This window comes from Pantoea sp. ABR1s, from assembly GCF_057812235.1.
Window position 1 is genome coordinate 3972642 of the sequence record NZ_CM173823.1, and the last position, 22167, is coordinate 3994808.

Sequence of the window (22167 nt, forward strand, 5' to 3'; positions counted from 1 at the left end):
TGAACCCCTACTCAAATAATTCAAATATCGTTATCACTGGCGCATATTGCCGCTGTTATTAACGAATCGGCTGGCGCCGAATCGCGCTGTTATCCAACAACAAAGTGTTTGACCACAGGAAGCTCAGGATGTCGCGTAACGAAGTGAAAAACGTCAAAAAAAACAAGTGGGGTTTATTATGCAAATGCCCGCTGTCAGGGCAAGCGACAGCGGGCATTTGTGGGGATTTAAGTGAAATTCAATGATTAAATTGAAGATTCAGACGCTTTATTCTCCTTATTCCGGCCTGCCAGCGTGTCGGTCAGCTGTTTATGATCCAGCTGATCGACCCACTTCGCCACCACCACGGTCGCCACACCGTTACCGATCAGGTTGGTCAGCGCACGGGCTTCGGACATAAAGCGGTCGATACCGAGAATGAGCGCCAGACCCGCCACCGGCAGATGTCCCACCGCAGAGAGCGTCGCCGCCAGCACGATAAATCCGCTCCCGGTTACCCCCGCCGCGCCTTTGGAGGAGAGCAACAGCACCACCAGCAGCGTAATCTGATGGAAAATATCCATGTGCGCATTGGTCGCCTGAGCGATAAATACTGCCGCCATGGTCAGGTAAATCGAGGTGCCGTCCAGGTTAAAGGAGTAACCGGTGGGGATCACCAGCCCTACCACCGATTTCTTGCAGCCCAGCTTCTCCATCTTATCCAGCATGCGCGGCAGCGCAGACTCGGAAGAGGAAGTACCCAGCACAATCAGCAGCTCTTCTTTGATATAGGCGATGAACTTAAAGATGCTGAATCCGGCGAACAGGCGTGCAATCAGCCCCAGCACGATCACCACAAACAGAATACAGGTGATGTAGAAGCAGATAATCAGCTGGCCGAGCTGCACCAGTGAGCCCACGCCATACTTGCCGATAGTGAACGCCATCGCGCCAAATGCCCCTATCGGTGCCAGACGCATGATCATGTTGATGATGCCGAAAATCACTTTTGAGAAGCTTTCAATCACGTTGAAAATCAGCGTGCCAGTGTTACCCAGACGATGCAGGGCAAAACCAAACAGAATGGCAAACAGCAGCACCTGTAGAATATTGCCGCTGGCAAAGGCGCCAATCACGCTGTTGGGGATGACATCCAGCAGGAAAGCAACGATGCCCTGCTGTTCTGCCTGTTGCGCATAAATCGCCACGGCTTTGGCATCCAGCGTGGCAGGATCAACGTTCATCCCGGCACCTGGCTGCACCACGTTCACCACGATCAGGCCGATAATCAGCGCGATGGTGCTGACAATTTCAAAATAGAGCAGTGCAACCGCGCCGGTCCGTCCTACCGCTTTCATGCTTTCCATGCCAGCGATGCCAGTCACCACGGTACAGAAAATCACCGGGGCGATAATCATCTTGATTAACTTAACAAAGCCATCTCCCAGCGGCTTCATCTGGGTCCCTAACTCCGGGTAAAAATGGCCTAACAAAACGCCGATGCCAATCGCCATCAGCACCTGGAAATAAAGGCTTTTAAAAAGTGAGGTTTTCATAAACAGGTGTCCACTAACGCCGTGAGGTGATGTTGTCGGATTCGTTATTGTGACTGGCGGGCAACAGAGGTGGCGCCTGACAGTAACCCGAAAATAACACTCTGTTTACGTGATTAATACAGGGTGACAAACGCCCAGGAAACCCGGGGATCGTAATTCTGAACTGAAACGCTTCAGCAGGGGGTTTTGTAACTAAAATTCTTGCAAAATCAATGAATCAGGCAATTATTGCGGTAGTGAGGAGTTTTCGATCCATGCCTGATTGAATCGGGTCAGAGGCAGCGCTTCAGCATACAGATAGCCCTGTCCGATAGAGATGCCGCGCGCCAGCAGCCAGTCGCGTTGTTCCGCTGTCTCCACGCCTTCGGCAATCACCTCCAGATGGATAATCTCGGCGATGGCCGCCACGATGCAGACCATGGTGTCGTCATGCGGCAGCGCCGCCACGAAGCTGCGATCCATCTTCAGCTTGTTAACCGGCAACGCTTTCAGCTGATGGAGGTAGTTAAGGTTGGAGTAGCCCATGCCGAAATCGTCCAGAGCCACGGCTACGCCGGTCTGCTGCAGCATCCGCAGCATCGATATCGCCTGTTCAGCATCATCAAGCTGAGCCGTTTCTGTTACTTCCAGCACGAAGGTGCCAGGTGCAATGCGGTGGCGCGTCAGCAGGGATTGCAGATGAGAGACCACGCCCGTGTCACGCAGTTGCACAGCGGAAATATTCACACTCAGCGGCAGCATAATGCCCTGTCGCTGCCAGCCTGCCAGAATGCGGCACGCCTCTTCAAACACCCAGCGGCCAATCGCGCTAATCACGCCAATCTCTTCGGCACTGGCAATAAACTCTTCGGTCAGACCGTAGCTGCCGTCTGGCTGGCGCATACGCAGCAGCGCTTCCGCGCCGACTAACGTGCCGGTGCGCATATCGACCTGCGGTTGCAGATAGAGGGCGAACTGCTCATTGTGCAACCCCTGCAGAATATCATGCTCCTGGGTCAGACGTTTTTGCGCGCGCTCGGTTAACGCGGCGTCAAAGAACAGAATCTGATTTTTGCCCTGATGACGGGCCGACATCATCGCTGAGGTCGCGCGGCCAAGCAGATCACTGGCGCTCAGCGGCTGATCATCGCGCAGCGCCAGACCAATGCTGACGTTAGGACGCAGCTGCAGCTGATAGAGGTTGACCGGCTGATTAAGGCGAATCATCAGGTTACGGGCCAGACGCAGGGCGCGGAACGGATTACTGGCGCGCTTCATTAACAGAACAAAGTCGCTGGTCCCGGTCTGCGCCAGCAGAGTATGGTCATCCAGCGTATTACGGATCTTCTCCACCAGCGTCAGCATCAGCGTATCGCGCTGCTCATCGCTTAATACGCCGTTGGCTTCCTGCAGGGTTTCAATGCGGATCACCATCAGCCCCAGCGGCTGTTCCGGGCTGCTCATGAACTGCTCGACCAGCGCCAGAAACAGGGTACGGTTGGGCAGATCGGTCACGGGAAAATGGGTGGTCAGCCGGCTCATCTCATCATGTATCGACTCCAGCACCTGCTGATTGCGGTTGTAGCTGCGGATCAGCATGCCGATTTCATCATCGCGGTGGCTCTGCGGCAGTGACAGCTTATGCGTCAGAATCGACTGCGGCGGCAGCTCCTGCAGCTCCCGCGAGAGATTGCGCAGCGGATGCACCACCAGCCGGTTGATACACCAGCTGATCGCCACTGACAGGATCAGTGCCAACAGCAGATAGGTGATAATCATGGTCGAGAGCGTGCTGAGAATAAACTGGTAGACGCGCGTCGAGTTAGCCTGCAGCACCAGATAGGCCAGCGGTTTCGGCATCCCGGTATTTTCCACTGAATAGAGCGGCAGGGTAATCTGCACCGGCAGCTCAAACAGTCGCGCCACCAGACGCGGCACCGGTTTCTCCGTTTCGAAGTCGGCATGCAGAGCCTGAAACGCATTCGGCAGCACCACATCGGCGCGCGATAAAATACCGGCAGGTTTCAGTGAATGGAGAATGCGTTCGGCCTGAGAAATATCGGCGCGCAGTACCGCTTCCGACAGCGGCTGGCGGACGGTGTGTGCGATATTCTCCATCTGCTGGGCGTAGTCAATCCTGCGCTGCTGCACAAAATGAAACAGTTGGATGACGATAAAGATGCTGATGGTGATAACCGCAACCAGCGAAACTGTCGCCATCTGCTTTATCGTAAGTGACCGGCTTACGCGCAAAAATATTCTCCTGACGATGAAAAAAGCCCAGATAGCAGACAGTACAATGCCCGCCAGTATATCCCATAAACTGACTTTTTTACCGTCTGAAAAGTCCGGCTTTTTCCCGGCCGGGATTATTTGAAATCTGCGTAAGGGGTCAGCGGCTGTGGCGGCATATCCAGATCCCCTTCCCAGCCAGCGGCAGAGTAACGCACGTAGATAAGCCCATGACTTGGGGTATAGTCTTTCGCCTGTTGAATATCGACGCCCACCCCGATAAACCAGTCGGGCGTGATACGACGTTCAACCACGCCCTGCAGCGTATACCCCGTGCCGCTACCGGTGCTGCTGGCGGAAACGGGATTGCTGGCAAGGGTAAAGCCGGGATTGACCGGATAGCGCTGCTGCGCATCGGTTTTCGAATGTGACCAGGAAACCGAGCCGCCCAGGTCGAACGACCAGTTTTCTGTCCGCTGTCGCCAGGTGACCGGCACGGAAAAGGAGAGATACTGCTGCGGACTGTAGTAGCCGCCCTGACCGAAGGTGTAATCGCTGAGATCCTTCTGATAGTGCCAGAGCATGCTGTTCAGCCCGACGGTAGCCCGGCGATTATCGCTATTAATGAGCTTGTAGTAGTAGCCGGCCATTAAGCGCTCGCGACTGTTATCCGCAACGTTTTTACCGGTGATCTGATGCGCGCTGATGTCGCCCCAGACACCGTGTGCGCCGCCCTGATCGTAACTCAGCCCGATGCTGCCACCCGTTGCCACTACGCCGCCCCAGCTTTTTCCACCGTTGGCTGATGGATCGCGCGCGCCCGCGTAGGAAAGCAGCGAACTGGCGATCGGCCGTCGCGAGGCGGTCAGCGTCACGCCAAGATCCCTGACGTCAGTTTTCCAGCTCAGGCCGCCGGTCCAGTTGGTCACCTCAAAGCCCAGCGGCGTGGTACCCAGATCCGCTGACCAGCGGTCATTATGCCAGCCGACGCCCAGCGCAGTGCCCTCGGCGCGCTGACTGGCATCGCGGCTGCATCCGCCGGAACTGGCGTCGTCGCAGCTACCAAACTGCTCGTCGAAGCTGCCGTTGCGGGTGGTAAAACTTCCTGCCGAGACGTCCACCTGGTCGAGACGGAAAAAGCCGCGTCCGTCGGCAAACGGACTTTCCGCCTGCAGCATGGTGGTATGGGCAGTAAAGTCGGAGACCCCAGCCGTACCCTTATTGCGCGAATAATCCTGCTGCACCGTCAGCGTGGTCTCACGCTGACGATAGAGATCTGCGGTGTCGCTGCGAATACTGCGCTTCAGCCAGTCATCCTGTTCCTGAGAACGTGTCGCGCGGCTGATACTTTCGCCGCTGCCGATACCGCTGGCCGTCATCGCCTGACGATAATCCGCCAGCGCGATCTCTGGCTGCTGCTGTGTGCGCTCCAGCCGTGCCGCATCACGAAACACCAGTGCCTTATCCTGTGATGGCGGCAGTGACGCAGCGCGCTGCTTCAGGCTGGCAAAGCGCACGGCAGCCTGCGTGGTTTCGCCCACCGCCTGCCATGCCAGCGCGGCGCGGCGATCGGCATTAAGAGTGTTGGGCTGGGCTGGCTGCTGCTCAAGTGCCTGGCGTGCTTCGCTGTGGCGCTGGAGGGCAACCAGCGCTTCGATTCGTCCCAGCGCTGCGTCGCTGTTGTCAGCTTCACCTGACAGCACCTGCTGATAGATCTCCAGTGCCTGCTGCGCGTCCCCGCGAGCCAGCGCCCAGTCGGCCAGCGTCAGGTTGCGTCGGCTGGAAACCGGCTGCTGGTAAAGCAGCGTCACGGCTGCCCGCTCCTGCCCTGCCGCACGAAGCGCTTCGGCGCTGGCAAAAATTTTATCCTGCCCGAGCCGGTCAGCCAGCTCATGCATATTGCTGTTCCACTGCGTTTCAGGCAGGCGATGCAGCGTTGCCAGTGCGGCGTCATCATTATCCCGGCTGGAAAGGTAGAGCGCGGCGGCGTAGAGCGCGGTCGCATCGCCGGGATGCTGCTGTTGCAGCGTCGCGATCTGCGCATCCGCCTGTTGGGTGGCCCCACCGTCGCGTAGCGCGCTCGCCAGCCGATAACTCAGCCAGACGTCATCCGGCTGCAGCGCCAGCGCCGCCCGATACTTCTCTGCCGCCTGCGGCCATTTATTCTGCCGGGCGAGCGCATCGGCCTCGGCGCGCAGACTGTCACTGCGCAGCGCGCGCAACGTTCCCGCCATCTCGCGCTGCTGCCCGGCGGGTAGCGTACTGATAAACTGCATTACGCGGGCAGGCGACTCGGCCTGATAAAGCCCGGCCAGGCGACGCACGGTGGTCGTGTTGGTCGCGTCAAGCCGCAGCGCATGCTGCCAGAACAGTTCGGCACCTGCCGCATCTTTACGCGCCATCGCCACATCGCCCAGGCCAATCAGGGCATAGCTGTCGGTGCTATCAATTTTCTGTGCGGCGCGGTAAGCGCGTTCGGCCCCCTCAACGTCATGCTGCGCCAGCGCCTTATCGCCCTGTTCGACCGCCAGCCAGTAACGGTTAGTCTGCAGCAGTGACTGCCATTTGCCGATCAGCGTACTCTGCTTTCCCGCCTCAACGGCGCGTTCCAGCCAGAGCACCGCCACATCACGATGGCCGGCGCGTGCCTGAGTCTGCCCCATTGCACCCATCAATTCGGCGTCGTTGGGGTTATCCTTCAGTGCCCGGCTAAGCGCTGCCATCGCATTATTCACATCGCCCGCCTCGACCAGCGCCAGGCCACGCATCCGCTCGCGATAGGCGGGATCGGCGAGCTGCGCCTGCTGCTTCGCCAGCACATCCGCGCCCTGCTGGTGTGCGTCGCCGTCGGTAAAAACAGTCAGGTAGGCGTTTAACTGCGCCACGCTGCTGTCACTGACCGGCTGATCGCTGATTTGCTGCAGCCAGAGATCGGCGGCGGCGGCGCGTCCGCCGTTGCTGTTTGCCAGCTTTTTCAACTGCGCTATCGCCTGCTCCGGCTGCTGTTGATCAAATGCCATGCGTGCAATTTGCAGCTCAACCCCGATATTGCCCGGGTAGCGCTGCTCCAGCGCCTGCAGCTGCTGGTAAGCGACGCTCTCCTGACCGGGAGTGCGTGCCAGCAGCCGCCAGTATTCCAGCGCCGTGTTCGCATCCGGAAAAACCCCTCCGAACAACGCATCGTAAGCACTTTTCGCCTCCGCCAGGCGCCCCGAGGTGGCGAGCAGGCGCGCCTGCTGCAACTGCTGACGCCCATCCGACGACATCAGCGTCAGGCCGACGGCGGATTCACGCGTCGCGGCGGAGTCGGGCGCAACCTTTTTCAGCTGCTCCAGCAGCATCTGCGCTTTAGGGATATCGCCCTGACGCAGCGCCAGCCGCAGGCGAGCCGCCAGCACCTGCGGATTATCGGGATCGATCTTCTCAAGCCGGTAGAGCGATTGCTGCACCAGATCATATTTGTTGGTCGACTCGCCGGTGCGTACCTGTGACAGCAACCATTCGACCGGCGACACCTCCGATCCGTCGACCGGTGCAGCCAGCCCCGGCAGCGCACTCAGTGCGCCAAGCAGCATGCCTGCCCGCAGCACCTGTGCGTTATTCATCTTCATCCAGTAAACGACGACGGGTAATAATTCGCATCAGACGCCAGGTCATCAGCGCAAACAGCACCACTACAAAGAGTGCGCAGAGTGCCAGCCAGAAGGGATGGACGGAGAGTAGCGACCAGAGACGCTCCCACCACGGCAGATGACCAACGTAGTAGCTCTCTCCCACGCGCAGACTGTTAACCCCTGACTCGCGGATCACCACGGTGGAGCCAGACATCGTGCCACGCTTGCCGCTGTCACCCATCGCCTCGTTGAGCAACTGCCAGCTGCGCGGCGTGCCATCGGCGAGCAACGCGACAACGCTGCGCTGATCGTAAAAAGGTGACTGGAAGCCAATCACCGTTGCCAGCGGGCCGCGGGAGCTGATAGTCGTCGTGCTTTCTGCCGCCTGCTCGCGCTGACTTTGCGGGTTCACCTCCGGAGTGATTTGTCGCACAGGCTCTTTCAGCCAGCTGGCGGTGGCGTCGACCAGCGCCGGGATCCGCTGGTCATCCTGAAGATCTTTGGGGATGACACCGATCATCAGCAGATCCACATCCTGCTTCTTCGCTGTGGCCCAGTCATCGGTCAACTGAACGCGCAGCGCCGGATAGCCGGTTTGCGCACCCATATTGCCCAACGTATTCAGCAGCGTGCTGACCTGCTCTGCATCGGGTTTTGGCGGCATCAGTACCAGGGTTTGCGCCAGATCGGCGTAGCGGCTGAACGGAAAGCCCGCATTCGCCCAGGCGCGCAACGACGGCATTTCGATGTAGTGGCGATAGCCGGAAAAATCGATGCTGGAATTGTCGTCCACCACCACATGATGCGTTATCGGCGTTGCGGTTTCACAGCGTCCATCCGCGTTGCCGCTGATGGTGATGTTGGCGTAATCAAAATCGAAGCGCAGCTGATTCACCACCCCGAGGCGCAGCGCCGGAATCAGCAGCTCATGGCTCTTGTCCAGCATTCCCTGAATCAGCGGAATATGCAGCAGCTGCTGACCCGTCGTATTTTTCGGCGGCAGCGGATAATCCTGAATGAACTGATTATTCAGGTTGACCGCCAGCCGTGAGCCATCCGACTGGAAAGGCGCGGTATAGCGATAGCTCAGATCCATGTCGATACCGCGCGCGCGAACCAGGAAGAGATCGGGCGGCAGATTGAGGGTCAGGCTGACGGGATTAGGCTGCACCCCATCAGACTGCAACTGATTCTCATATTGCGTCAGTTCGGCGAAAGTGGTGCGGCGATCGGTCCGCACCCAGTTAGGGGCGTCATAGGCCTGGCGCGGGGAGAGCAGCTTAACGCTGTCGATGGTTGAGGTATCGCCGCGCAGCAGCAGCTCACCCTGGGCAATACCCTGAACCGCCGTCAGCAGGTCCTCATCGTTGCGTCCCAGAATCAGCAGCATTTTTTCATACGGATTATCGGGCTGGCTGACAATCTCTACTGTGGGTTTTGTCACCGGCGGCAGATCTTTCAGGAAATCCGGGCGCGCATCGTTGGTGGCAAACACCACCGCATGCTGCTGTTGCGGCAGCTGGTTATACAGCACCGGGAAACGCTGCCCGCGCCAGCCCGTTTTGCTGCCAAACCAGGAAGCAAGAATGGCGGCAGCCTGCTGCTGCGTGACATCCGGCTGGGCGCTGAACACCATCGGCAGGGTCAGCGGTCGCATATCCCGCGAATCAAAAAAGGGTTCCGGGAAGTGGGAGAGGTCATTTTTCAGCGGCAGTTTTTGCAGCGTCAGATCGATGCCGCTCTGTTTGCCGATATCCAGCCAGATTGCGCTATTGGCAGGATTTTCACAGACGTTGGCGTAGTGGCCCACCAGCTCGAAACGCACGCGGTTAAAGTCGGCAATGTAGCGCGGATCGATCGACAGCTGCGTCTGGATCTCTTTGCCCAGCTGTTCCGGCGTCAGAGTGATCAGACCGACCAGCTCATCATTGAGATAAATCTTCAGCTGCGACAGCGTCGGCAGCAGTGCGGGCGAAGGCCGAAAGCTGAGGTTCAGCAACGCGCGCGTCACCACCTCATCGCTGCGCACACCGAACTCAATCTGTCCGGTGGTGCGGGTGCCACGCAGCGTCATGCTGCCAGGCGGCGATGCCAGCTGGGCAAAGCTCAGCTGGCTGTTCCGCAGCGGCGCGCCGCTATCCTGCGGTAAAGATTGCACAGGCGTTACACCAGCGATGTTTGCGGGCGCGTCCTCCTGCGCGGCGGCACAGCTTAACGTTGCACTGCCCAGCAGCAGAGCGGCAAACCACCTGTTTACTCTCGGTATCGTCATATCATCAACTCAATGCGTTTTTTGAAGCTGGCACACGTCCGATGCCTTGCGGCAACAGCGAAGCCAGCCAGCTCACCCCAACGGTAAGCAGGTTAAACAGCCGACGTAACTGCGGCGGGCCATATTCCGCCAGGCGCAGGTAACCTTTGAAACCGAGGATCATGATATCGGCGAGGCTCTGGACCGGTTTATCTTCCGGAAAACCGTCCTGCCACAGCGCCCAGGTATCGGCGCGGGCGAAGGTACACTGGATAAATTCAATATGCTGCTGAGTGGTCAGTTGATGGAGACGCACGCCAGCCCGGTGGCCAAAGACCCGCTGCACCTGGCACGGGAAGCTGAACTCCTGCTGTCCACGACGCAGCAGCAGCCACACTTTTTCATTCTCCCGCAGCGCATCCGGCTCGCGCATCTCCAGCCCGACGCCGCCGTCAGAGTAGTCACGCAGCGTACAGGGCAGCATATGACCATCTTCGCGTGCAATGGCGGCCGGCATGGCGATCTCCACCCGGTGCGCCTCACGGATCTGCCGTGCTTCAACCGAAACCGCTACCGCACCGCCAAGAATAATCATGTTGTAGAGCACCCAAATCAGGCTCACCCATACCGTCAGTACCTCATTGGCCGGACCGTGCTGCATGCGCCAGAACGCCATCAATACCCCTGCGAGGTTGAGCAGCACCAGCAGCATGTAGGGCTTGGTTATCACCCAGTCCAGATGCTCCTCCTCCACCAGCCCGCCTTTTGCGGTGACGTTAAACTTCCCTTTATGAGGATTGAACAGCGCCACGGTGGTAGGCCGGGCGATATACCAGGCCAGCACCGTCTCGTAGACCTCGCTCCAGAAAGAGTGTCGCCAGCGTCCCTGAATACGCGAGTTGGTGAGGCTGGTATGCAGCATATGGGGCAAAACATAAATGGCGATCGCCAGCGCAGGTGCGTAGATGATGTAGGCATGACAGAGCAGAAACGCCAGCGGCGCCAGCAGGAAGACCAGCCGCGGAATGCCAGAGAGAAAGTGCAGCATGGCGTTGGCATAACAGAGCCGCTGTACCCACTTCAGCCCCTTACCAAACAGCGGGTTATCAAGGCGGAAGATCTGCACCATACCGCGTGCCCAGCGGATACGCTGTCCGATATGCGCTGACAGACTTTCGGTCGCCAGTCCGGCCGCCTGAGGAATGCGGATGTAGGCCGAAGTGTAGCCGCGCCGGTGCAGCCGCAGCGAGGTATGGGCATCTTCGGTAACGGTTTCCACCGCAATACCGCCAATTTCATCCAGCGCGCTGCGGCGCAGCACGGCGCAGGAGCCGCAGAAAAAGGTGGCATCCCAGGTATCATTACCGTCCTGCACCAGTCCATAAAAGAGCGAACCCTCATTGGGCGTACGACGAAACCGCCCGAGATTGCGCTCAAACGGATCAGGCGAGAAGAAGTGATGTGGCGTCTGCATCATCGCCAGCCGGGGATCTTTAATAAACCAGCCCATGGTCATCTGCAAAAAGGCGCGCGTCGGCACATGGTCACAGTCGAAAATCACCACAAATTCGCTGCGGCAGTACTTTTTCAGCGCGTGATTGATATTGCCGGCCTTGGCGTGCTCATGGGTGGGACGGACGACATAGTTGATACCCACGCTGGCGGCAAAGTCGCGGAATTCCGGCCGGTCGCCGTCGTCGAGCAGATAGATATTCAGGCGGTCTTTCGGCCAGTCGATGCCCATGGCAGCGTAGATGGTGGGTCTGACCACGCTGAGCGGTTCGTTGTAGGTTGGCACCAGCAGATCGATGCCTGGCCACTGATCCCGATCGACAGGCATCGACACTGGCTGACGGTTAAGCGGCCAGAGCGTCTGAAAATAGCCCAGCACCAGCACCACCCAGGCGTAGGTCTCTGCCGCAATAAGCAGCAGACCAAACACCAGACTCAGCGGATCGTCCCAGTTCAGCGTCGAGGTATAGCGCCACCAGAGGTAGCGGCACGATACGGTCAGCGACAGCACAATCAGCATCATGGTCGGGAAACGCCCCGGGACGCGTCGTACCAGCATCGCCAGACTCCAGAGCAGTACCACAAAGATAAACTGCGTCATCAGGCCAAACGGCTGGCTGATACAGAGCAGCGCCAGCAACGTGGCAAACAGGGCAGTGACGGCGAAGAGGCTGCGTCGCACCAGCGGCGACAGCCGCTTCAGCCAGTGTTCGATGCGCACATCGATTCCCTGGGTCTGTGAGTGGGCAACGGCCTTGTCCAGCCAGCGGTAGCCATGGTGGCGCCAGCCAGACAGCGCACCGAGGCCACGGAAACCGCCACGAGCGCGATCGCTCTGCGGCAGGATCACCAAAAGCCACAGCGTCTGGATCAGATAACGCAGGATATCCAGCGGTCGCGGCCGCTCCGGCGAAATGTGCGGATAGAGCCGGCGGCGCTGCTGAATAATCCGCTGCCAGCCTGGTGTTTCGAAGCGAAGCAGCATCAGGCCCAGCACCGACCAGAACAGATGGAGCGCACTGGCGAAGCGGGACGCGCCATTGCCTCGCGCGGTGGTATAGCCCCTGTGCAGCGATTGCCAGGCGGGCGCTGTTAACAGCCAGCACAACGGATTCAAGAGCTCACTCCATTCAGATTGAGCAGCAGCCAGCTTGCCAGCGTGATGATCTCTTCACTGACCAACGCATTTGGCCGGTATTCACCGACCGGCTGCTTCATCATCAGCGCTTCTGCCAGCGCCTCATCCCGGTGGATCAGCAGGGGGATCAGCGGATTCAGCGAGGCCATCCAGAGCTGATGCAGATCCTGCTGCAGACGGCTGTTGGCATTAAACTGATTGATAATAAACCGGGTGCGCGCCGGAAACTGGCGCTGGCTAAGCCGTAAATGGCAATTCGCGTCTGGCTGAGTGACGCACAGCAGGCTGTCCAGCGTGGGATAGAGCGTTTCATGCCAGGGCAGGGTATCGGCAGGCAGATCGAAAATAATCCACTGATAGCGCGCCCGCAGGTCCGGTAATGCCTGGAGCAGCGGCGCGGCGATCGCCTCATTCTGTCTGGCAATAGTCAAAGCATGCTGATGGGACAGCACCCCGTGAGGCAGCAAATCAGGACCATCGGGATAGCGAAGCCCGCTGTGCTGCCAGTCACCGCCCTCACACAGTGCTTTCATCCAGCCATTATCCTGCTGAGCGGGCAGATTAAAATGCACGCCGAGCTGGCTGACCGGGGAGCCATCGATCAACAATACTCGTTCGCCGAGTGCCGCCAGCGCCCAGCCTAATCCGGCACAAAGAGAAGTCGTGCCGACGCCGCCCCGTACGCCCTGAAGCGCGATCTGCGGCATCAGCGATCGGTCTCAGACTGGCTGGCAAGGGTTTCCGCTAACAGCGGCCAGCGCGACACGATCGCTTTCAGGCGCTCTTCCCGCGCAATGTCGACATAGCGGAAAGAGTGCAAAGAAAACGCATCACGCAACGCACTAATATCATCCTGACGATCGCCATCAGCGGCAACAGGGTTATAGAGATTGTGGTTTTTCATTACTGTTCGCCAAAAATAAAACAACGTCACACTCAGGATGACCGACTGCGCGTACGCGTAAAGGAAAGTTGAAAAATATTTCCAGAAACGCGGCAATTGCAGAACAATGTGAGCCGGCCTGTGATTAGCAATGTTTAAATTTCTCAGGTTACATCCCGGCCTGTCTATAATAAGCTAGCCTGGACTGGAAAAATAACGAATTCAATATGAAAAATTCTTTTTCGCTGGGGCTGTTGCATGTTCAGCCTGAATTAACGGCATTGCAAACGCCTGGCTGTTATTGGGTGACCTGTGCGCGGCAGGATGACGCCCGCACTTTTATTCGACAGGTAATTTCACATCAGCAGGCCGTAACGCTGATCAGCGCTGACCAGCCGCCGCGTGATTTGCTGACGCCCGACCCACCTGGCGGACCCGATCGTATTCCGCTGTTTTCTCTTTCCAAAAGCAAAGGCAGTTTGTTGCAGCTGGAAAGTGATTTTCTGCGCACGCTCGGCAGTAAAAATGGGTTGGTGATATTTAATAGCAGCGCAGCGCAATGGGATAAGCTTGATGACGCAGAATTATCCCGCTGGATAAAGGGCATGCGTCAGACGCTGCATAAAAGAAAGCTCACCCTTTTAATCGTGACCTCCGGCACCACAATAATAAATCTGAGTAATCATCTTCAGCGTTATTTTCGTCAGCTGGATGGCGTTGCGCATTTGAGCTTTCAGCAGGATAGCTGGCAGTATCGAATTAACTGGTGGTATGCCGCGGAACGCCTGCTTGCCGATCGGGCAATACGTCTGGGCTGTGAAAATGAACGCTTTTTTACCTTAAATGAAAAGCAGGAACCACTGAGCCTCAACGACGAGCAGCATTATCTTGCGGACAACATCGTGCTGGAGGGCGCGCCGCCGCTTTCACGCCAGTGGCAACTGTTCGAGGATAATGAGCAGGTCTGGTTGCGGGCGCAGCAGGCCAATGCCGCAACGGTGATTTTCAGCCTGACCCGCAGCGAATATATCAACGAACTGGCGAAGATGGTGCACAGCCTGCGTCGTACACGCGGCAACGGACTGAAAATTGTGGTGCGCGAGATGGGTGCAAGCCTGCGTTATAGCGACGAACGTCTGCTGCTGGCCTGCGGTGTAAACGCCATCGTCCCGACCAACGCCACACTGTCGCGCTTTCTGACCACGCTGGAGGGCCTTCAGGGACAGGTGTTTAACCGTCGCGTTCCCGCCAGTCTTGAGGCGTTAACCGCTTCGTTGCAGCCTCTGCATGAGAAAGGCTACCTGCGTCTCGATGCCTTCTGTCAGTCAGTCGGCCAGTTGATCAGCAATACCCTGCTGCCGGAAAATGATAAGGGCCTGCTGGTCGCGTTGCGGCCTGTGCCACAGCTTAAGCCTCAGCAAATCCTGACGCTCTGTAAACCGCGCCGCTTTGGCGACCTGGTCACGGTACTGGAAGATCGTGTCATCCTTTTCCTCTCTTCCTGCCGCTATAACGACCTTGATAAGGCATTGAAATATATCTTTTCTCTGCCTCACGACGAGCTGTTTGCTAACCGGATGGTCTGGTTTGAGGATAATCAGATCCTCGCAGAAGTCAGCAATATTAAGAAACTGACGCCGATGGCAATTCAGGATCTGGCTCCGGTATCAGAGACGGCCCGCGCCGCCGTTGAGAGCCGGCCTGAAACACATGAACGCGCTGCACCGCAGCCCATCACTTTACTGCCGGAGAACAAAGCCTGATGAATCTGATGGACTGGATACAAATTGCGCTACTTATTCTGGTTATCCTGCTGTTTTTAAAGCCATTATATCAAAAATGGCTACCCCGTCGCTGGAACGGCATCATGAATCGTTTGTTGCCAGCGCGCGCGCTTAAATCGGAAGGTTACTGGCAGCGTCAATCCTCTGAAACGGATAGAAAAAATTAATGAATACTGATCAACCCGCGGCGGCCTCCTCTTCCCGCTTCTGGTCCTCCTGGCGCGGACTGGGCGGCTGGAATTTCTACTTTTTACTGAAATTCGGCCTGCTGTGGTATGGCTATCTCAATTTTCACGCCCTGAGCAATCTGGTGTTTCTCGCCTGGCTGCTTTTTCCGTTACCCTCGGCGCGCCTGCATCGCATCCGCCAGTTGATCTCGATTCCGGTTGGCATCGCGCTGTTCTGGCACGACACCTGGCTGCCAGGACTCAGCAGCATACTCAGCCAGGGCGATCAGCTGGCGGGCTTCTCTGCGGCCTATCTGCTCGACCTGGCCGATCGCTTTATTAACTGGCAAATGGTGGGAGCCGCCTTTGTGCTGCTGGTTCTCTATCTGTTTGTATCACAATGGATTCGCATCACGGTGCTGGTTTCGCTGATGCTGATCTGGCTTAACGTGCTGACGATTGCTGGCCCGGCGATGTCGCTGCTGCCGACCCGGACGGCTACGCCACAGGTCGTATTGAATCAGACACCCAGCGGCGGCCAGCCAGCCGCCAAGCCGGATGGACTGGAGCAGTCTGCGCCGCCGACCAGCGCGAATCTCACCGCCTGGCTGAACCGCTTTCATGAAAGTGAACGCCAGCGCGTGACGCATTTTCCCGACAATCTGCCTGCCGATTCGCAGCCTTTCGACATCCTGGTGATCAATATCTGTTCGCTCGCCTGGTCTGATATGGATGCTTCTCAGCTGCGTAACCATCCGCTGTGGCAGCATTTCGACATCATGCTGAGCAATTACAACGCCGCAACCAGCTACAGCGGACCGGCGGGTATCCGACTGCTGCGTGCCAGTTGTGGCCAGACCTCGCATAGCGATCTCTATAAACCTGCCGATCCGCGTTGCTATCTGTTCGACAATCTGGCGAAGCTGGGCTTTAAAGAGCAGTTGATGATGGATCACACCGGCGTATTCGGTAACTATCTGAAGGAGGTGCGCGAGGGCGGCGATATTCAGGCACCGCTGATGTCACAGGCGGGTATCGCACCAGAACTGACATCATTCGACGGCTCGCCGGTATTCAACGATGCGCAACTGATGCAGCGCTGGCTGGACGACCGCAGCAAAAGCAGCGATGCACGCAGCGCCACCTTCTACAATCTGATCCCGCTGCACGACGGCACCCGTGAACTCGGCAGCACCAAAACGGCACCGTGGAAACCGCGCGCGCAACTACTATTCGATCAGCTTGATGCCTTTATGACGCAGCTGGAGAAGTCGGGCCGCCGCGTCATGGTACTGGTAGTGCCCGAGCACGGTGCCGCGCTGCAGGGAGACAAAATGCAGATGTCCGGCCTGCGCGATATTCCCAGCCCGGATATTACTCACGTACCGGTGGGCATTAAGTTCGTCGGAATGAAGGCGCCGCATCAGGCTCAGCCATTGAACATTGATGCGCCGACCAGCCTGCTGGCCTTGTCAGAGATTGTGTCGCGCGTCGTAGATGGGCAGGTATTTAATGCCCCGAATGTGAATATGTCGGTGCTGACTGACAAGCTGCCACAGACGCCGGTGGTGTCGGAAAATGACGGTGCAGTGGTGATAATGTATCAGGGCAAACCCTGGATCAGGCTGAACGGCGGCGACTGGGTCGCCTATCCGCAGTAACGCGTAACCGCCGGGTTGCAGAGCCTTGACCCGGCAGTTAAAGGCGGGTCAGGCGCGGCGCCTGCTCCCTGTTGAGCGCGTGGCTGTCGATGGCAGAATAGCGGCCAGTGCCGCCATTCTGCCAGTTATCAGCGCTTCTCCTGAAACGCCTGCCAGGTCAGCAACTGCAGACTGGCAGAAAAGTAGTTCTGATCCGCAGCCAGCTTATCGCTCAGATAGCCGGTTTCATTCAGCGTCAGGTCACGTACCGCCAGCAGTCCGCCCTCAAGATGGTAAGGTGCAGGGGCATTCGCCAGCACGTCGAACCAGGCGGGTGTCAGCATGCGGCTGTAACCCTGCCAGACGCGCTGAAACGGCACCAGTGCCAGACTGTGCGGGTCATACCACCAGATGTTCAGCGGCACGCGAATCGCATCGTAACTGAAGCGGTTCGAGTAGCCGACGGCCGGGGCAACCGAACCGTCGGCATTCAGTGCGACCCAGTCCATTGGCAGCCCGGTTTTGCCAAAGCTCAGCTTACCCAGCAGATCAAAGCCATCGTTAATCAGCTTATCCCAGACCTGAAGATGGCTGTGTTCACCAAACTCACGCCACGCCTGAAACAGGAAGTAAGAGGGATTGAGCACCACATAACTGACTTTGTTAAAGCCCTGCGCACCCGGCAGCATCACGGTGTGGCCGCCAAAGCTCGTGACATCCAGCCTGATAATGGCGCGCTGAATACGGTCAGATTCCTGCTGGTAGCTCTCCACCTGCCATTTCTGTGCAGCACGCTGTAGTGCCCAGGCCAGCAACACATCGCCATCCGCGGCGTTATTCTTGTCGGCGACCGGGTTGTCACTGCCCGGCACGTAGCGCCAGTAAAAAAGCTCGGTCTGCGGATTACGCAGCTGGCTGCGCGTCCACTGCCACAACCGATCAAAGGTGGCGCGATCGTCGTTGGCCACCGCCAGCAACATGCCATAACCCTGGCCTTCGGTATGACTGACGTTGTTATTGGCGGTGTCAGTGATCCGCCCTTCTGAGGTCACAAAGCGACTTTTAAAAGTCTCCCAGCCGCTGGCACTCGCCTGCGCGCTGCAGGCCAGCAGTAAAACAGAGCAGAGCCAGACCCGCCAGAGTGGATTACGTTTCATTTCCGATCCTATTGATATCGATAGTGCAGCGTGCTGCCATCGTTGAGTTCAAGCGTAACCGGCACAATGCTGCTGCCGCCCTGGCCCTGCAACCAGCCCGAAAAAAGTCCGGCCATCACCGCACCAAACGCCGCCTGCCAGTCAGCCGGAGAGTGGATGTTGTCGCCTGCCGGTAAGGCGTGACAGGCAATCAGCAGCGCCTTCTCTTCCGGCTGAAGCTGCACAAAGCCCCAGTTAAACCGCGCCAGTTGCAGATTGCACTCGCGCTCCAGATCCTGCACGGTACGCGACTCTGGCAAAGGATAGCGGTTCGCCAGCGATTCCCCCATCTTATAGAGAAAGGCTTCCGCCTCCTGATGACCGGCGTTGGCGATCATCCCGTCAATCAGCACGCTGACCAGGTCAAACCAGCCCGGCTGATACGGATGCGATACCCCCGAATGCTCACTCATTACTTCTCTCCGAACAGGTAACGGACATAGAGCTGCGCGCTGCTTTCGTTGTAGTCACCAAAGGTGTCATAACCCAGCTGGCCGCCAATCGTCACATCTTTATTGAGTTTGTAGTCCGCCCCGGCGTGCAGGTTGTAGCCGATGCCGTTTTTACTGCCGCCGGAGTAGTAAGCGTCTTTCACGCTGCCGCTGGCGGCAAGGGATTCCAGCTCTGACTGCAGGCTGGCATCCGACGGGAAGTACGCGCTCTTATCCTGACTGTAGGTCTGATAACCGGCTGCGCCGCCAATATTGACTTTTAAATCGTCAAACTTGCGTGAGAACTCTATCGGGAACGAGACCGACGCATAGTTCTGCGGGCTGAAGTAGCCGCCCTGGCCGTAGCTGAAATAGCTGAGGTTTTTCGAGAAGTCCATCCACGACAGGCTCATGCCCACTTTCAGCTCGCGATCGTCAGTGTGGAACGGACGAACGTAGGCACCGGCAGTTGCCTGCAGGTTGTTGTTGCTGGCGACATTCTCGCCAAGATAGCTGTACGCGCCCGCACCAGCATAGAAGCCGGCATCGCCATTGTCGTAGCTTAACAGGGCGTTAGCGCCGTTCTTCGTGACGCGTCCCCAGCGTTTGCCACTGGTTTTATCTTCTGCGCCGACGTAAGAGAGCAGGCTGTCGGTAATCGCGCGGCGCTCACCGGTCAGGATCAGCGTCAGGAAGTCGGTGAGTTTCGGTGACCACTGTACGCCCCCGACCAGAGTACTGAGATCCTGGCCCAGCGGCGTACTGCCGATATCCACTTTATAGCTGTCGCCCTTCAGCGCCAGATTCAGCTCCACGCCCGAAGCGGTTTGCGAATCGGTGGTGGCGTTCGGCAGGTCATTCACCGTTGCACCGCCTGCAGCCACCACCCTGCCCTGACTCAGCGCATTGGTGCCGAAACGGCGCCAGGCATCGGCTGCGCCACTGCCCGCCGTAAGTGAGACCGGCGTGGCGGTAAAGTCGAGGCGCGCCGTTTCAAACGGCACGGTAGAGAAGGTCAGCGGCGCTTTGGCTTCCGTCAGCTTGCTCAGGCCCGACTCGCCATCACGCCCGCGCACCTGCACCATGCCCTGACTCCAGCTGCCGGTTTTTTCCTGCAGCGAATCCATCATGGTGTCGACGTCGTGCAGAATCTGTGACTGTTGAGCAACGGTTTCGCTGCCCGCGGCCGGTTCACCCTGCGTTGTCACGCCAGCGGCAACGCCCGCCGGTGCCGCCTGCCACGGCAGCACGGTGCCGTAGCTGGATGGTGAACGTCCCACCGGCGAAGTATCACGGTTGATAAACGGATTATCCGCCAGCGCCAGTCCGCCCACGGTCGGCACGCTGCCAGGCTGCGCGCCCTGCAGGCCAATCAGCTGACCGCGCGCTGAACGCAGATAAGCCATCGCCTGAGAATGCTCGCCATTGGCTTCCGCGACCCGCGCCAGCAGCAGCAGACGATCCGGTGTCTGAGTCGTACTGTTAAGGCCGCGACTCAGCTCATTAGCGCGCTGCACATTGTTCTGCGCCAGCGCGACGTTGATGGCCCCGACGCGCGCATCCTGCGTCGGCGTATCCTGGGTCATCAGGTAGTCATAGACCACGCCCGCATCCCGGTTCATCTTGCCGTCCTGGTAGAGACGGGCCATCGCGAACATCAGATCGCGGTTCTGCGGATCCTGCTGCAGTGCACCAATCAGCTTGTCATACGCCACCGCGTACTGACGCTGCTGCCGCAGACGATCCACTTCGTTAATCAGATAGCCATTGCGAATACCGGCCAGTTGCGTTGGCGTACTGCGCGCCTGCAGTTCCGGATTGCTGAGGAAGCGCTGCGCCTCACTGCCGAGGCCCGCCTGATTCAGTACCGTCATCTGCGCGGCATAATCGCCCGCATTGCCCTGCACGCCACGCTGCAGGTTAGTCCGCACCACCGAAACGGCGCTGGTGAGATCGCCCGCCTGCGCCAGCTTCTGCGCCAGGTTTCCGGCATCAACCGGGTTGGTGGGTGGATTAACCGTGAGCGCCTTCAGGGTATTGGCGGCGGCAGCCGTCGCGCCCTGCGCCAGATACTGGTCGGCCGTGCTCATCTGCAGATTGAAATTAACCCGCTGCGCCAGTTCACGCATCGCCGCCGTCTTCGCGTTAGCGGGAATACGCGACAGCAACGTGCTGGCCTGCTGCCAGCCGCCGCTTTCGCTGGCGTTAAGCGCACCGGCATACAGTTCGCTGGTGCTGGCCCCGTTGCGCATCACCGGCTGCATCACGTTGGCCGCCAGCAGCGTGTCGCCCTGCTGACGATAGAGCCGGGCTAAATCGAGCCGCAGCCAGCCATCCGTGGGATAACGCTGAATACCCTGCTGCAGCGTCGCGATGGCAGCGGCATTGTTACCGGCCGCCAGTTGACGCTTCGCCTGCTGACGCAGCGCATCGGCTTCATTGGCCCGTGGCGTGACGCTCTGGCGTACGCTGTCCGGCAATGCACCCAGCAGCGTGTTAGCTTCGGTGCCCCGATTCTGCTGACGCAGAACGTAGAACAGTCCCTCTTTGGCGCTGCGGTTATCCGCATCGCTTTGCAGAATAGTGCGATAGAGTTGCTCCGCCTGCTGTGGCTGATTGGTGCGGCGCAGCACGTCGGCGCGGAACAGTCTGGCGGCCAGCCCTTTTTCGCCGTCAGCCTGCACCAGCGGTTCGCTTAATGTCAGCGCCTGCGCCGTGTCTCCGCTTTTCAGTGCCTGCTGGGCGCTGGCCAGCTGTGCATAAAAACGCGCATCGTCAGCCTGCTGCTGACGCGATGAACCCTGATCGCCGCCGAGCTGAGCAGACCGCTGCAGATAATCCGCCGCTTCCTGATAACGTCCGGCTCGCTGGGCCACATAGCCCATGCCCGCTAACGCATCGGCATCCTGCGGATTCGCACCCAGTACTTTTTCAAAGCTGGACTGCGCACCTCCGACGTCACCGCTGTTCAGCGCGCTGAATCCGGCCCCTTTTTCTGCGCCGCCGACGTTTTTACGGTAGTAGTCGATGACGGCGGAGTCCTGCGGATGACGCTGCTGCCAGGTCTGATAGAGCGCCGCATCTGACGGCTGCGGACCGAGCCACAGCAGCGCCTGACGCAGTGAGCGGTCGGCATCCTGATTACCGCTCGCCAGCGAACTCAGCACCTCAATGCCTTCGCGACGGGTCGGTTCCTGATAGGTCAGCGCTTTACCCAGCGCCAGCCGCGCGCCGGTGTCCTGCGGATGCTGAGCCGCAAACTGGCGCAGTGCCTCAACCGCCTGCGGCAGCAGCGTACGGTCGCCCGCCATAGTGAGATAATATTCTGCCGCGACGCTGGGTGGTGGCGCATTGCCGCTGAAGGTGTTGCGCCAGGTCTGTAACGCCGCCGGAATATTGCCGCTGCGCGCCTGCTGACGCGCCAGCGCAAGCTGCGCCTGCGGAATGGTCTGCATCTGGCGCGCGTTATCCAGCTCGCCAAGATGTGGATCGTTGGGGGAGACCTGGCTCAGCCGGGCGCGATACTGCGCCGCAGCCGCAGTGTCGCCACCCTGCTGTGAATAGAGCGCCAGCAGGTAGAGCGCCTGAGTGTTGTTGGGTTCAACCATCAGCACCTTTTGCAGTGAGGCTGTCGCCAGGTCGTCATGCGCTTTCTGATGCCAGTAAGAGGCCTGATCGAACAGCGCCTGCAACGCCGGGTTGGCGCTTTCCGCCGCCAGCAGCGGCTGTGACAGGGCCAGCGCGCTGCCCAGCAGCAACGCCTTACGGATACCGGCACTTAACAGATTGTTTTTCATTGTTATTA

Annotated in this window: 13 protein-coding genes; 3 read left to right on the top strand and 10 right to left on the bottom strand. The window is 58.7% G+C overall.

Going from position 1 to position 22167, the window contains the following annotated elements; all coding sequences use genetic code 11:
* Window positions 1–245: 245 nt before the first annotated feature.
* The 7 genes from ACXKZD_RS18685 to bcsR all read right to left on the bottom strand — a co-directional run bounded on the left by ACXKZD_RS18685 (window position 246) and on the right by bcsR (window position 13165).
* Window positions 246–1535 (bottom strand): dicarboxylate/amino acid:cation symporter, encoded by a 1290-nt coding sequence (locus ACXKZD_RS18685; protein WP_010257403.1) that lies wholly within the window; start codon window positions 1533–1535, stop codon window positions 246–248.
* Window positions 1536–1760: 225 nt separating this feature from the next.
* A complete protein-coding gene (gene hmsP / locus ACXKZD_RS18690) occupies window positions 1761–3767 on the bottom strand; it encodes a biofilm formation regulator HmsP (RefSeq protein ID WP_031292605.1) in 2007 nt (668 codons plus the stop codon).
* 116 nt (window positions 3768–3883) lie between these two features.
* On the bottom strand, window positions 3884–7351 hold the full coding sequence (gene bcsC / locus ACXKZD_RS18695) for a cellulose synthase complex outer membrane protein BcsC (RefSeq protein ID WP_488981790.1): 3468 nt from the start codon (window positions 7349–7351) through the stop codon (window positions 3884–3886).
* The gene (gene bcsB / locus ACXKZD_RS18700) at window positions 7344–9632 is read right to left on the bottom strand and encodes a cellulose biosynthesis cyclic di-GMP-binding regulatory protein BcsB (protein WP_488981791.1); all 2289 of its coding nucleotides are present in this window, start codon (window positions 9630–9632) and stop codon (window positions 7344–7346) included. The genes bcsC and bcsB overlap by 8 nt, the downstream gene beginning before the upstream one ends.
* 4 nt (window positions 9633–9636) lie before the next feature.
* Window positions 9637–12240 (bottom strand): UDP-forming cellulose synthase catalytic subunit, encoded by a 2604-nt coding sequence (gene bcsA, locus ACXKZD_RS18705; protein WP_050680412.1) that lies wholly within the window; start codon window positions 12238–12240, stop codon window positions 9637–9639.
* On the bottom strand, window positions 12237–12968 hold the full coding sequence (gene bcsQ, locus ACXKZD_RS18710) for a cellulose biosynthesis protein BcsQ (protein ID WP_033773252.1): 732 nt from the start codon (window positions 12966–12968) through the stop codon (window positions 12237–12239). Before bcsQ ends, bcsA begins: the two co-directional genes overlap by 4 nt.
* The gene (gene bcsR / locus ACXKZD_RS18715) at window positions 12968–13165 is read right to left on the bottom strand and encodes a cellulose biosynthesis protein BcsR (RefSeq protein ID WP_010257416.1); all 198 of its coding nucleotides are present in this window, start codon (window positions 13163–13165) and stop codon (window positions 12968–12970) included. Before bcsR ends, bcsQ begins: the two co-directional genes overlap by 1 nt.
* Before the next feature lie 206 nt (window positions 13166–13371).
* On the opposite strand from bcsR, the gene bcsE reads away from it, so the two are divergent.
* From bcsE to bcsG, 3 genes are read left to right on the top strand one after another with little or no spacing between them, the layout of a single operon-like run.
* Entirely contained in the window at window positions 13372–14907 is a 1536-nt protein-coding gene (bcsE, locus tag ACXKZD_RS18720) for a cellulose biosynthesis protein BcsE (protein ID WP_187505918.1), read from the top strand.
* Entirely contained in the window at window positions 14907–15095 is a 189-nt protein-coding gene (gene bcsF / locus ACXKZD_RS18725) for a cellulose biosynthesis protein BcsF (protein ID WP_033759427.1), read from the top strand. The genes bcsE and bcsF overlap by 1 nt, the downstream gene beginning before the upstream one ends.
* A complete protein-coding gene (bcsG, locus tag ACXKZD_RS18730) occupies window positions 15095–16756 on the top strand; it encodes a cellulose biosynthesis protein BcsG (protein WP_488981792.1) in 1662 nt (553 codons plus the stop codon). Before bcsF ends, bcsG begins: the two co-directional genes overlap by 1 nt.
* Window positions 16757–16884: 128 nt before the next feature.
* Here bcsG and ACXKZD_RS18735 read toward each other — a convergent pair whose 3' ends face one another.
* From ACXKZD_RS18735 to ACXKZD_RS18745, 3 genes are read right to left on the bottom strand one after another with little or no spacing between them, the layout of a single operon-like run.
* Complete coding sequence (locus ACXKZD_RS18735; protein ID WP_031590334.1) at window positions 16885–17892, bottom strand: family 8 glycosyl hydrolase; 1008 nt, start codon at window positions 17890–17892, stop codon at window positions 16885–16887.
* 8 nt (window positions 17893–17900) lie between these two features.
* Entirely contained in the window at window positions 17901–18344 is a 444-nt protein-coding gene (gene bcsD, locus ACXKZD_RS18740; RefSeq protein ID WP_488981793.1) for a cellulose biosynthesis protein BcsD, read from the bottom strand.
* Window positions 18344–22159 (bottom strand): cellulose biosynthesis protein BcsC, encoded by a 3816-nt coding sequence (locus ACXKZD_RS18745; RefSeq protein ID WP_488981794.1) that lies wholly within the window; start codon window positions 22157–22159, stop codon window positions 18344–18346. The genes bcsD and ACXKZD_RS18745 overlap by 1 nt, the downstream gene beginning before the upstream one ends.
* Between the last annotated feature and the right edge of the window lie 8 nt (window positions 22160–22167).

What these genes read in the sequence shown, in the direction of transcription:
- ACXKZD_RS18685 (WP_010257403.1), bottom strand. Translation starts at nt 1,535, where the DNA reads ATGAAAACCTCACTTTTTAAAAGCCTTTATTTCCAGGTGCTGATGGCG.
- bcsC (WP_488981790.1), bottom strand. Translation starts at nt 7,351, where the DNA reads ATGAATAACGCACAGGTGCTGCGGGCAGGCATGCTGCTTGGCGCACTG.
- bcsB (WP_488981791.1), bottom strand. Translation starts at nt 9,632, where the DNA reads ATGACGATACCGAGAGTAAACAGGTGGTTTGCCGCTCTGCTGCTGGGC.
- bcsQ (WP_033773252.1), bottom strand. Translation starts at nt 12,968, where the DNA reads ATGCCGCAGATCGCGCTTCAGGGCGTACGGGGCGGCGTCGGCACGACT.
- bcsR (WP_010257416.1), bottom strand. Translation starts at nt 13,165, where the DNA reads ATGAAAAACCACAATCTCTATAACCCTGTTGCCGCTGATGGCGATCGT.
- bcsE (WP_187505918.1), top strand. Translation starts at nt 13,372, where the DNA reads ATGAAAAATTCTTTTTCGCTGGGGCTGTTGCATGTTCAGCCTGAATTA.
- bcsF (WP_033759427.1), top strand. Translation starts at nt 14,907, where the DNA reads ATGAATCTGATGGACTGGATACAAATTGCGCTACTTATTCTGGTTATC.
- bcsG (WP_488981792.1), top strand. Translation starts at nt 15,095, where the DNA reads ATGAATACTGATCAACCCGCGGCGGCCTCCTCTTCCCGCTTCTGGTCC.
- ACXKZD_RS18735 (WP_031590334.1), bottom strand. Translation starts at nt 17,892, where the DNA reads ATGAAACGTAATCCACTCTGGCGGGTCTGGCTCTGCTCTGTTTTACTG.
- bcsD (WP_488981793.1), bottom strand. Translation starts at nt 18,344, where the DNA reads ATGAGTGAGCATTCGGGGGTATCGCATCCGTATCAGCCGGGCTGGTTT.
- ACXKZD_RS18745 (WP_488981794.1), bottom strand. Translation starts at nt 22,159, where the DNA reads ATGAAAAACAATCTGTTAAGTGCCGGTATCCGTAAGGCGTTGCTGCTG.